We start from the raw sequence: 12,089 nt of genomic DNA, 5'->3' as shown, positions 1-12,089 counted from the left end.
CTGCGGACAGCGGACAAGGTCGAGGAGCGTCAAGAGCGACCTGCGGAGCACGTCCGTGGAGGCGGTGACCTCGGCGCGCCGCCGGCCCCAGAATGGCGCGAAGCTCGACGGGAAAGTCTTACCGAACCAAATTACGGTGGGCAAGTACCGGATTACAAAAATTGCATGACAGCCGACGCGACTTGGGCCGACACCCAGCTCAGCAGCGGGTTGCGCATGGTGAGCGCGCCGATTCCGTCGGTATCCACAATCGATGGACCAGCTTCCAGAATTGTGTCCTTGGTCAAACGCTGATCATCTGGCTTTCCGGCCCCCGCACCGCGCCGTAAGGTTCCCAGCCACACCGTACGGCTGAGGAGGCCCCTTGTGAGCGCCGCGATTCCCACCCCACGCGGGCTGCCGATCGTCGGCAATGGACTGCAGGTGCCGGTGGAGGGCACACATCGGTTCTTCGCCGACCTCGCCGCACAGAATCCCGGCGGCCTGTTCAAGCTGAACCTGGCCGGCCGGCACGTCATCTTCGTCTACGACCCGGACCTGGTCGCCGAGGTCTGTGACGAGTCGCGCTTCTACAAGCCGATCGACCCCCCGCTGGCGCACGTCCGCGACTTCGCCGGTGACGGGCTGTTCACCGCGCGCGGGGAAGAGGAGGTGTGGGGCCAGGCGCACCGGATTCTGCTGCCGGCCTTCAGCCAGCGGTCGATGAAGGCGTACTTCCCGCAGATGCTCGAGGTGGCGACGGACCTCGTGCGAGCGTGGGAAGCGCGCGGCGAGGTGGACGTCAGCGACGACATGACGCGGCTGGCGCTCGACACCATCACGCTCGCCGGGTTCGGGCAGGCGTTCAAGTCCTTCGACAAGCCCGAGTTGCACCCGTTCCTGCAGGCGATGGGCAACGCGCTCACCGAGGCGATGAACCGGACGCGGCAACTGCCGGTGGTCACCGGTCTCAAGCGCCGGGCGGACGCCGCCTACCGGGCCGACATCGCCGTCATGCAGGAAACTGTCGACGAGGTGATCCGCGTCCGGCGTGCCAGCGGGGAGAAAGCCAATGACCTGCTCGGGCTCATGCTGGACGCCACCGACCCGGTCACCGGTGAGGCCCTGTCCGATGAGAACATCCGCAACCAGGTTCTCACCTTCCTCATCGCCGGCCACGAGACCACCAGCGGCACCCTGTCGTTCGCGCTGCACCTGCTGCTGCGCAACCCGCACGTGCTGGCCCAGGCCTACGCCGAAGTGGACCGGATGCTGCCGGGCGACACCGTGCCGACGTACGAGACCATCATGAAGCTGGACGTGATTCCCCGGATCCTCGACGAGACACTGCGGCTGCTCTCGCCGATCCCGGGCATCGGTCTCGCGTCGCGGAAGGCCACCACGCTCGCCGGCAAGTACGAGATCCCGGCGCACCAGAAGATCGCCGTGCTGATGAAGCCGTTGCACACCGACCCGGCCGCCTGGCCGGACCCGGAAGCCTTCGACATCGACCGGTGGCTGCCGGAGCGCAAGGCCACCCACCACCCGCACGCCTACAAGCCGTTCGGCAACGGTGAACGGGCCTGCATCGGCCGCCAGTTCGCGCTCACCGAGGCCCGGCTGGCACTCGCGATGCTCCTGCGGCGTTTCGCGATCTCCGACCCGGCCGGGTACCAGCTCCAGATCAAGCAGACCCTGACGATCAAACCCGAGGGCTTCCGGCTGCGGGTACGGGTCCGGCAGGACCACGAGCGCCTCGCGGCGTCGCCGACCGCCGCGCAGGCCGCGGCTGCCGAGGCGGCGCAGGTCCAGGCCACCGGGGTACGGATGCGGGTGGCGTACGGGTCCAACCTGGGCACCTCGGAGGACCTGGCCCAGCAGCTCGCCGACCGGTCCCGGCGCTCCGGCTTCGACGTGACCGTGCAGACCCTCGACGAGCTGGCTGGCGACCTGCCCGCCGACGGCCTGCTCGCGGTCGTCACGTCCAGCTACAACGGCAAGGCGCCGGACAACGCCCAGCACTTCGACGACCTGACGATCCCGGCCGGCGCCCTGACCGGTGTCCGGTACGCGGTGCTCGGCAACGGCAACACCCAGTGGGCTACCTATCAGGCGTACCCCCGGCGGGTGGCCGCCAAGCTGGAAGCCGCCGGTGCCACGCCGGTGGTGGAACGCGGTGAGACCGACGCGGCCGGCGACTTCGACGGCATGGCCACCGCCTGGCTGGACAGGTTGTGGACGGCGCTCGCCGCGCAATACGGCGCCAGTTCGCCCACCGGCGCCGCGGGCCCGCGATACCGGGTCGAAGTGCTCGGCGAGGACCAGGTGCGGCCGGCGGTGGTGTCCGAGCAGGCGTACCCGATCACCGTGGTCTCCGTCGAGGAACTGGTCAGTGACCCGGCCGGGCTCTGGAACTTCAACAGCGAGACGCCCCGGGCAGGCGTCAAGTCGATCACCGTACGCCTGCCCGCGGGTGTCTCCTACGCTGCTGGAGACCACCTGGCCGTTTATGCCAAGAACGACCCGGAACTGGTCGGCTGGGCGCTGCGTACGCTGCGGGTCTCCGGTGAGCTGGTGGTACGGCTGAGCCAGGATGGCGAGCGGCCGACCGGCCTGCCGATCGACGTGCCGGTCACCGCCCAGTTGCTGCTCACCGACTTCGTCGAGCTACAGGATCCGGCCACCCGGGGCCAGATCGCGACGCTGGCCCAGCACACCGGTTGCCCGTGGACGTCCCGGCAACTGGCGGCCTGGACCGCGGACACGGACGAGGCGCGTCAGGCGTACGCCGATGAGGTGTTCGCCAAGCGCGTCTCGGTTCTCGGCATGCTGGAACGGTTCCCGGCCATCGAGCTCCCGTTCGGTGTCTTCCTGGAGCTGGTCGGCACGATCAAGCCGCGGTTCTACTCCGTCTCGTCGTCGCCGAAGATCGATCCGTCGCTGGTCACCGTCACCGTCGGGCTGGTGGATGGGCCGTCGCGTACCGGCAACGGCCGCTACCGCGGGATGTGCTCGCAGTACCTGGCCCGGCTCCAGCCCGGAGACCAGTTCTTCGGGCACGTGCGTGTCCCGGCCCCGCCGTTCCGTCCGCCCGCCGACCCGGCCACCCCGATGATCCTGATCGGACCGGGCACCGGCTTCGCCCCGCTGCGTGGCTTCCTGCAGGAACGCGCGCTGCTCGCCGAGCGTGGTCCGGCGAAGCTGTTCTACGGTTGCCGGCACCCCGAGCACGACTGGCTGTACCGCGGTGAGATGCAGCAGTGGGCCGCCGACGGCGTCGCCGACCTGCACCTGGCGTTCTCGGCCGTGCCGGGACACCCGCACCGGTACGTCCAGGACGCTCTGGCCGCGGCCGGCGACGAGCTGTGGGATCTGCTGGAACGCGACGCTCACGTCTACCTCTGCGGCGACGGCGCCCGGATGGCACCGGCGGTCCGTGGGGAACTGCTGGCGCTGCACCAGCGGCGCACCGGGTCGACGCCGGAGCAGGCCGAGCAGTGGCTGCGCTCGCTGGAAGAATCGGGTCGCTACCAGCAGGACGTTTTCGCCTGACCCGGGCGTACCCGGAATCGGGGTCGGTTCGGCGCGGGCACTGCACCAGGTGTCCGCGCCGAGGGCGTCGGCCTCGCGGCTGGACATCACACCTGGCCCGGCCGTGCCCGCATCGAGCCGCCGTCAGCTCTTGAGCGAGGCGATGACCATGGACGGGACCCACAGCAACGCGTACGGAATGACCATCGCCAGGGCCGCCGGTCCCGGCGCGTCGCGGTAGACGGCCAGATAGGTGGAGGCCAGGGCGAGCAGGGTGACCAGGTTGACCGCCCGCATCCGCCGCGCGGCCCGGACCGGGACGGTGCCCTTCCGGCGGTTGGTCTTCGGGGTGACGAACCAGGTCTGTGCCGTGTCCCGGAAACCCTTGATGTTGGCGACGGCGTAGGTGTGTACCACGGACAGAGCGATCCAGCAGGCGGCCGGGATGTAGAGCAGATTGATCCATTCACGCTTCTTCACCGTGGTCACGACGAGTGGCGCGACGCCGCTGAACAACGCCGACAGGGCCAGCGGTGCCAGCGCGTACGCGATGATCCGCGCCGTCGCGCCGGTAGCGGGCACTGCCCACCCCGCCCGGGTGCCGACGGTCGTGAGGGCGACGACGAGCAGGCTCCACAGCATGGAGGCCTCGACGCCGAGAGCGGCGGTGTAGTACGCGTTCTGCCGCAGCAGGCTCAGCTTCGTGCGCGGGCGGAGTCGCGAGCGCAGAACAGGCAGAAAGTATTGCCGGAAGGTACGGGCCGAGCCGATCGCCCACCGTTCCTGCTGGCGACGAAAGGCCTTGTAATTCGGTGGCACCTCGCCCACGTTGGCCACGCCCTCCAGGTAGACGCCCCGGTAGCCGGCCAGGTAGAACCGGTTGGACAGATCGATGTCCTCGGTGAGGTGACCGGCCTGGAAACCGCCAACGGCGTAGAGCGCCTGGAGGTCGAACAGGGCGCAACAGCCGGTGAACAGGATCATGTGGCCCAGTCGTTGCCGGCCTGGAAGGTCGGACAGGTAGCAGGCCTCCTCGTTGAGGGCCACGCAGCGTTGGAAATGGTCGGTCCGCCCGTAGTGGTAGAGGCGCTTGGTCTGCACGTATCCGATCGTGGGATCGGCGTCGATCACTTCAAGGCAGCGCTCCACCGCGTCGGCCTGGGGACGCCAGTCGGCGTCCAGGAGGTACATGTGCGAGAAGCCCCGCTCCCGCAGATAACGCTCCAGCGCGGACAGGTTGCCCGCCTTGAATCCGACGTTGTCCGCTCGGTGGAAGAGGACGAAACTCTCGGACTCCCACAGCTCGATGTCGGTGCCGGCATAGCTGACGTCGTCCACCCGGACGCAGCCGCGTTCGGCGGCCAGCCCGCGCAGCAGTGCGATTGTCCCGGGGTCCTTGGAGTCGTCGCCGACGATGACGGTCTTGTTCTGGTAGGACAACCGTTCGCACGCCGCCACGGTGTCGGCGATCACCTCGCGCTCGTTGAAGGACACGATGACGACTGCGACCGCAGCGTCGGTCCGCGCAGCCACGGTGGGCGGGCGTCGCCGGGACACCGCGCCGAACGCGTAGGCGTAGTTGTAAACTGCGAAGAAAACGAAATAAAGCAGTAGAAGCATCGGAACGGCCAGGAATATGATTGTGATCAGCACGGGGCAGACGCTACGTGGGAGTATTTACCAACATGCGTCAGATGTGAAATTCTGACGCGTCGTCGAGACGACGACATACCTGTCACGTAATTTGCACGCCGTCGTTCGCCACCTTCCTCCGGCGGCGCGAACAGCACGCCGCTGATCGGCACGGTCGACCGTCCGGCCCGACGACCGCGCGGACAGCGGGCAGCTCGTCCCGATCAGCGTTCCCGGAGCGCGCCGGTCAGCCGCGGACGCCAGCGCCAAGCCCGCCTCAGCCACTACGAACGCCCAGGCTACCCACTCCGCTGAGTGCCGTCGCAGTACCAGGGGTGACGTCATCGACGGCGAAGGTCGCACCGCCGGCGGGCCCGAGCAGCGACGGCCGCGTCGGCGCGGCGGATCGCGTCGGGAATTCGCCGCCACCGACGGGGTGCGTAGGGGTTCTTCCGCAGTCGCCGGATCCGCATTCTGGAGGGCGGAAGAGTTCGACCCGACTGGGGAGGGAAGGTTCCGATGTCCATCCAAGAATATCCCGCGAAGAGCAAGACCGTGCCGGGCGCGGATGCGGTGGAGGTGAGTCTCGAAGGCGGCCCGACCGACATTCCGCGCCGATTCGTCGTCACCGCCGCGGAACTCGCGGACGGCCGGATCAAGGTTCCCTACCTGGCAGGGTACGAGCACTTCGAGCGGGACCCGCTGGCGGAGGGCCAGCCGACCCCGTTCGCCTGGACCCGGCGCACGAAGATCGCGGAATAGCGCGGCCTCGGTCCCCCTAGCCTGACCCTGGCCGTCCCGTAACCGTCTCGGTACAGCCCGAGAAACCACCGCCGCGCGTTCCGACTCGCGGCGGTGGCCGATAACTTTCCATACATGCCTACTGACGACGAGAGCGCACCGCGGCGATCGCCGGTGGATCCCGGACATCGAGCCTCGGTTCCGGGTACGCCATGATCGAGGCAATTCTTCCGGCCGGCACGGTCGCGGTCGACACCTTCACCGATTGGCCGCACGCCTTCCTCTTCCCGGAGGAGGAGGAGATCATCCGCCCGGCGGTCGACAAGCGGCGCCGGGAGTTCACCAGCGCCCGCTGGTGCGCCCGGCAGGCGATGACCCGGCTGGGCCGGGCTCCGGCTCCGGTGCTGCCCGGCCCGCGCGGCGAACCGCAGTGGCCGGCCGGCCTGGTCGGCAGCATCACCCACTGCGACGGATACCGCGCCGCCGTGCTCGCCGAGTCCGGCGTCATCACCACCGTGGGCATCGACGCCGAGCCGAACGAGCCGCTGATGGACGGCGTGCTGCCGGCCGTGTCGCTGCCCGAGGAACGCGACCGGCTGGACAGGCTGCTGCGCGATCACCCCGACGTGCGCTGGGACCGGTTGCTGTTCAGCGCCAAGGAGTCGGTCTACAAGGCCTGGTTCCCGGTGGCCGGCACCTGGCTCGACTTCGAGGACGCCGACATCACCTTCGACCCGCTGGCCGGCACCTTCGAGGCCCAGCTGGCGGTCGCCGGACCGGAGCTGCACGGCCGCAGGCTGACCGGCTTCAGCGGGCGCTGGCTGGCCGCCCAGGGGCTGGTGGTCACCGCCATCGCCGTCGTGGCGCGCCATCGCCCTCGTGGCGCCCGTGCCGTCCGTCGTCGAGCTCAGGTTCCGCCAGATCCGCACGACGGGCCGGCGGACCGTCCGGTGCAAAGCAAGGAAGGCCGCGCCCGTCGGGCGCGGCCTTCCTTCGCTCTGCCCGCTCAGACGCCGGCGGAGTACTCCGGGCTGAGGCTCACCGGCAGGTCACTGCGGCGGGTCACGTTCAGCTTGCGGTACGTCCGGGTCAGGTGCTGCTCGACCGTACTGATCGTGATGTAGAGCTTCTCGGAGATCTCCCGGTTGCTGTAGCCCGCCGCGGCCAGCGCGGCGACCCGGCGCTCGGCCTCGCTCAGGACGGACAGTCCCTTGTCCGGCTGCGTCTCCTGGGCGGCCTGGCTCTCCTCCCAGCCGGCCTCCCGGTCCAGCGCCTTGAGGATCAGCTTCGCGCCCGCCTTCTCGGCGGTGATCCGGGCCCGCCGGGCGATCATGCCGACCCGCCGCGACTCCCCGAGCGACTGGAACGCCTTGGCCAGGTCGACCAGGGTGCGGGCCAGCTCGTAGTCGTCACCGCCGTGGTGCAGGTCGGCGGCCTGACGCAGGTACATCGGCCGGTGCCGCAGCTCGCTGCAGGCGGCGTAGAGGCGCAGGCCCATGGCCCGGACCCTCGGCTCGGCGTCGCCGCAGCGGTTCAGCTGGTCCACGATCAACTGCTCGGCCTGCTCGGAGGCCCGCATCCGCAGCAGCGCCTCAGCGGCGTCGATCCGCCACGGCACCAGGCCAGGCGTGTCGAGCCCCCACTGCGCGGCCAGCTGACCGCAGAGCTTGAAGTCGCGCAGGGCCAGCGGCAGCTCGCCGATCGCCGCGCTGTACCGGCCACGGGCGTAGAGGTAGTGCAGCCCGAAGCGGGTCTGGAACATCTCCTCCGGCACCGGCTGGTCCAGGTGGTCGCGCACCGCGCCGAAGTCGCCCATCGCGGTGTCCGCCATGATCAGCACGGCCAGCGGGCCCCCGACCGCGACACCCCAGCTGCTCGACGGCATCACCGTCAGCGCGTCGGTGGCGTGCTGCCGTGCCCCGGTCAGGTCGCCCAGGCGCATCGCGATCTCGGCGCGGATGGCGGCCAGCCGGGCCTGGCGGCTCGGCGCCCGCCGCATCCGGGCCTCTTCGATGAACGTGTCGCACCACGTCGCGGCGCTGTCCGGGCGGCCACCGTAGGTGAGGGTCAGCAGCGCTCCCTCCACGGTGTCCAGGCTCATCTCGTCGAGACGCGAGTGCTGCAGGATCCGTTCGGCCACCGCGATCGCCCGCTCGGACGGGCCGTCGGTGAGCACCCCGGCCAGCGCGGTCGCCGCTTCCAGCCGGTGACCGGCCGCCACCGTCGGCATCGCCGCCGGTGGCTTCGTGCCCGGGTGCACCAGTGGCCGGAACGACGGGTACGTCGCCATCAGCAGCGGCCGGGTGATGACCAGCTCGGCCAGCGTCTCCGCGTCGGCTTCCCCGCTGTGCGCACCGATCAGCTCGAAGGCCTCCCGGGCGTCGGCGAACTGGCCGTGCCAGAGCAACGCCTTGGTCAGCACCAGCGCGTCCACGCCCCGCAGGTGCCCGCCGCGCAGGGCGGCGGCCAGCTCCGGCAGGTACCCGGTCGGCGCACTCGGATTGATCCGCCACTCGGCGCGCACCAGCGTCGCGGTGATCCGCGCCCGGCGCAGGCTGTCGGTACACGCCCGCAGAGCGATCTGCAGGTAGCGCACCGCGGCGGCCACCCGGCCCTCGCGCAGCGCCTGCCGGGCCGCGTCCTCCAGCACCGGCACCGCCCACGCCTCGGTGAACTCGCCGGCGTGGACCAGGTGCTCGGCGACCACGGCGCTGGACGCGCCGCCCCGGTGGGCGAGCACCGCGGCCCGGGCGAACAGGTCTATCCGGTCCACGTCGTCGAGGTCGGCCAGGACCGCCGCCCGGGCGGCCGGGTGCCGGAAGTCCCCGCCGGAGAGCAGGCCGACAGTGGTCAGCGTGCGCACCGCCGGGCTGACCTGCGCGCCGTCGACCAGGACGAGCTGCTCGATCAGGGTGAGATCGGTGCAGACCGCCAGGCCCTGGGCCACCCGTTGCACCCGGGCGCTGCTGCGGTGCAGGCACGAGATCACCGCGCGGGCGAAGTTCTCCCCGGCCGGCGGCTCGCTGCCCGGCGAGGTGCCGGTGACCGGTGCCTCGAAGTGGTCGTCGAGCAGGCCGCGCAGCAGCAGCGGGTTGCCGCCGCTGAGGTGGTGCCAGGCCGGCCCCCACCGCTCGGCGTCGGCGGCGCCGACCTGGTCGGTGGCCAGCTCGCACACCGCGTCGGCGGACAGCGCGGACAACGTGATCCGGGAGCCGTGCGGGGTGCGCCACAGCGCCTCCACCTCGAAACCGACCTGGTCGCGGCGGCCCTGCTCGGTCTGGGTGAGCAGCATCAGCATCGGCGCGAAGCGCACCCGCCGGGCCAGGTAGGAGAGGCAGACGATCGAGGCGTGGTCGGCGCGGTCGATGTCGTCGACCGCGATGACCAGCGGATATCGCTGCGACAGCTCCAGCAGGATGGTGCAGAGGGCGTGCACGGTCTGCGGGTCGATCTGGTTGTCGCCCTCGTCGGCACGCACCCCCTCGTAGAGCAGGTTCATCGCGCGCTGCTGCTCCTTGGGGACCAGCGGCGCGTCCAGCAGTAGCTGGCTGATCACGCCCAGCGGCAGGTCGCGTTCGGCGTCCGAGCCGATCGCGGTGATCGCCAAGGCGTCGCGCTCGACCGCCCGGTCGGCGTACGTATTCAACAGTTCGGTCTTGCCGGACGCCACCGCGCCCGCGATGACGGCGATCCGCCCCTTGCCGGACACAGCCGCGGCGAGCAGACCGTCCAGCGTGGCGATCGCCTTCTCACGCTCCACCAATTTCATGATCTTCCTTCCCTTACGATCGCGGCTCCGGCTGACCACTCCTGACCGGCCGGTACCCAAGACGCTACGGACGGTCGCTCCCCTGCCCCTATCACCGCGCTATCCCTGGGGTTCCGTCACCCGGCGCGGGCATAGCGGGGCGCGACAGCGGCCGTCCGCAACGCTGCCCGTGCCTGGTCCTGGGCCTGCGCCGCGACCTGTGCCGGAGTCGGCGTGGTCCGGCCGACGCGGGCCAGCGCCGAGCGCACCGCGGCCGAGATGGCCGCCGGCAGGTCGGCCTCGACGCCGGTGCCCCACAGCGTCTCCTCGCCGACGCGCAGCTCCGCGTAGACCGCCAGACCGGTGGACTCGGCCAGGCCGGTGCCGGTGCGGTGCACCGCGCGCACCTCGACGCCCCAGCGGGCCAGCGACTGCGAGATCCGCTCCAGCTCGTCGGTGCGCTGCCCGCCGACGGTGAACGCGGCGCCGTCGATGTGCAGGTACGCGGGCACCGGGTGGGCGAACGACAGCGGCACCGCCATCAGCGGCTGCGACACGTACTCGTCACGGAACAGCGTGCACACCCGCTCCGGTTCGATCTCGCCGCCCTCGGCGTCGGCACAGGACTGCACCAGGCCGGTGAACTCCATCTGCAGCTCCCGCGGCGGGTGCAACCCGAGGCGGGTGCTCAGCACGTACGCCACCCCGCCCTTGCCGGACTGGCTGTTGATCCGCACCACGCTCTCGTAGGCGCGGCCCACGTCCTGCGGGTCGATCGGCAGATACGGGATGTCCCAGGCGGCCTCGTCCACCGGGATGCCGGCCTCGGCCGCCACCCGGCTCTGCTCGGCGAACCCCTTGTTGATGGCGTCCTGGTGCGATCCGGAGAACGCGGTGTAGACCAGATCCCCGCCGTACGGGTGCCGGGGGTGCACCGGCAGGTCGGTGCAGTGCTCGACGGTGCGCCGGATCCGGCCCAGGTCGGAGAAGTCGATGTTCGGGTCGACGCCCTGGCTGAACAGGTTGAGCCCGAGCGTCACCAGGTCGACGTTGCCGGCCCGTTCACCGTTGCCGAACAGGCAGCCCTCGACGCGCTCGGCGCCGGCCAGCACGGCCATCTCGGCGGTGGCCACCCCGGTGCCCCGGTCGTTGTGCGGGTGCACCGACAGGCACAGGTGCTGGCGCCGGCTCAGGTTGCGGTCCATCCACTCGATCCGGTCGGCGAACACGTTGGGCATGGTGCGCTCGACGGTGGTGGGGAAGTTCAGGATGATCGGCCGGCCGGGCCCCGGCTGCCACACGTCCATCACCGCCTCGCAGACCTCCAGCGAGAAGTCCGCCTCGGTGTCGTTGAACAGCTCCGGCGAGTACTGGTAGCCCAGGTCGCAGTCGGCGAGGCTCTCCTCGGCGTACTTCATCAGCAGCTGGGTGCCGTGCACCGCGAGCTGCTTGCACCCGTCGCGGTCCACACCCAGCACCACCCGGCGGAACTGCGGTGAGGTCGCGTTGTAGAGGTGCACGGTGGCGCGGGGCGCGCCGGCCAGGCTCTGCACGGTGCGCCGGATCAGTTCGTCGCGGGCCTGCACCAGCACGGTGATCCGGACGTCCTCGGGGATCAGGTCCTTCTCGATGAGCAGGCGCAGGAAGTCGTGGTCGTCCTTGCTGGCCACCGGGAAACCGACCTCGATCTCCCGGTAGCCCATCTCCACCAACATCCGGAACATGCTCAGCTTGCGCGCCGGGCTCATCGGGTTGACCAGCGACTGGTTGCCGTCGCGCAGGTCGGTCGAGAGCCACCGGGGGGCCGCCGTGATGGTGCGGTCCGGCCAGGTGCGGTCCGGCAGCAAAGCCTGGGGTGCCGGCCGATAGCGCGTCACCGCATCATGAAAAGAATGCACGGCGTGTCCTCCTTGGTCATCGCCGCGGCGTGATTGTCACCGTGGCGCGTTCATCACATTGGCGCGAGGTGCGCCCCCGATGGATGGGTCAGCTGCGGGCGCCGAAAAACGTGGAGAACGAGTACGGCGCGAGCTGCACCTGGATTTGGCAGGCGTCCGTTTCGTCGAGCAGCGCGAAGGCCACGGCGATCTCGGGATAGACCACGCCGACGCCGAGGCTGGCGAAGTAGGAGCCGCTGTCGAAGACGATGCGGTAGTCACCTTGGTCGAGCCGCTTCATGGCCCAGTCCAGGATGTGACCGTCGTTGTCGGTGGTCGCACCCGCGATCAGCTCCCAGCCGTCCGGCGCTCGCCGTTCCAGCCGCGCCGGGATGCCGGCGGCGGGCCGACCGTACACGACATCAAGGGCTTGCGTGGTGATGTTCATCGAATTCTCGTTCCCATTGGTCCGCGACTGCACGGGCGCCTGCTTGAGGCGATCATTCAACAGGCCGCTATCGCCTCGCATTTGAATGGCTATCGTCACCGCCATCGCGCACCCGAAAGGATTTCGATAACCC

General features: G+C 70.1%; 8 protein-coding genes. 3 read left to right on the top strand and 5 right to left on the bottom strand.

From position 1 onward, the window contains the following. Positions 1-152 precede the first annotated feature (152 nt). The gene (locus tag Asi03nite_RS38695; protein WP_275409520.1) at positions 153-287 is read right to left on the bottom strand and encodes a hypothetical protein; all 135 of its coding nucleotides are present in this window, start codon (positions 285-287) and stop codon (positions 153-155) included. A gap of 79 nt (positions 288-366) precedes the next feature. Between Asi03nite_RS38695 and Asi03nite_RS34805 the strand changes: the two genes are divergently transcribed. Next, entirely contained in the window at positions 367-3,531 is a 3,165-nt protein-coding gene (locus Asi03nite_RS34805) for a bifunctional cytochrome P450/NADPH--P450 reductase (protein WP_203684773.1), read from the top strand. A gap of 123 nt (positions 3,532-3,654) precedes the next feature. Here Asi03nite_RS34805 and Asi03nite_RS34800 read toward each other — a convergent pair whose 3' ends face one another. Continuing rightward, the gene (locus tag Asi03nite_RS34800; protein WP_203684772.1) at positions 3,655-5,163 is read right to left on the bottom strand and encodes a glycosyltransferase family 2 protein; all 1,509 of its coding nucleotides are present in this window, start codon (positions 5,161-5,163) and stop codon (positions 3,655-3,657) included. A gap of 498 nt (positions 5,164-5,661) precedes the next feature. Between Asi03nite_RS34800 and Asi03nite_RS34795 the strand changes: the two genes are divergently transcribed. Together Asi03nite_RS34795 and Asi03nite_RS34790 are read left to right on the top strand one after the other, a co-directional pair. After that, a complete protein-coding gene (locus Asi03nite_RS34795; protein WP_203684771.1) occupies positions 5,662-5,904 on the top strand; it encodes a DUF5988 family protein in 243 nt (80 codons plus the stop codon). A gap of 191 nt (positions 5,905-6,095) precedes the next feature. Further along, entirely contained in the window at positions 6,096-7,007 is a 912-nt protein-coding gene (locus Asi03nite_RS34790; RefSeq protein ID WP_203684770.1) for a 4'-phosphopantetheinyl transferase family protein, read from the top strand. Here the strand turns inward: Asi03nite_RS34790 and Asi03nite_RS38690 are convergent. The 3 genes from Asi03nite_RS38690 to Asi03nite_RS34775 all read right to left on the bottom strand — a co-directional run bounded on the left by Asi03nite_RS38690 (position 6,890) and on the right by Asi03nite_RS34775 (position 11,956). After that, positions 6,890-9,652 (bottom strand): AAA family ATPase, encoded by a 2,763-nt coding sequence (locus Asi03nite_RS38690; protein ID WP_203684769.1) that lies wholly within the window; start codon positions 9,650-9,652, stop codon positions 6,890-6,892. The genes Asi03nite_RS34790 and Asi03nite_RS38690 overlap by 118 nt on opposite strands. 116 nt (positions 9,653-9,768) lie before the next feature. After that, positions 9,769-11,508: a 2-isopropylmalate synthase gene (locus Asi03nite_RS34780; protein WP_203684768.1), complete on the bottom strand. Its 1,740-nt coding sequence runs from the start codon at positions 11,506-11,508 to the stop codon at positions 9,769-9,771. 109 nt (positions 11,509-11,617) lie between these two features. Next, positions 11,618-11,956, bottom strand: a complete 339-nt coding sequence (locus tag Asi03nite_RS34775; RefSeq protein WP_203684767.1) for a hydroxyisourate hydrolase — start codon at positions 11,954-11,956, stop codon at positions 11,618-11,620. Positions 11,957-12,089: the final 133 nt, after the last annotated feature.

Source organism: Actinoplanes siamensis (assembly GCF_016862395.1).
Lineage (GTDB): Bacteria > Actinomycetota > Actinomycetes > Mycobacteriales > Micromonosporaceae > Actinoplanes > Actinoplanes siamensis.
This window is presented reverse-complemented; position numbering and strand designations above follow the sequence as displayed.

Excerpts from the sequence above, each read along its gene's own strand:
- Asi03nite_RS34795 (WP_203684771.1), top strand. The coding sequence starts at position 5,662 with ATGTCCATCCAAGAATATCCCGCGAAGAGCAAGACCGTGCCGGGCGCG.
- Asi03nite_RS34790 (WP_203684770.1), top strand. The coding sequence starts at position 6,096 with ATGATCGAGGCAATTCTTCCGGCCGGCACGGTCGCGGTCGACACCTTC.
- Asi03nite_RS38690 (WP_203684769.1), bottom strand. The coding sequence starts at position 9,652 with ATGAAATTGGTGGAGCGTGAGAAGGCGATCGCCACGCTGGACGGTCTG.
- Asi03nite_RS34775 (WP_203684767.1), bottom strand. The coding sequence starts at position 11,956 with ATGAACATCACCACGCAAGCCCTTGATGTCGTGTACGGTCGGCCCGCC.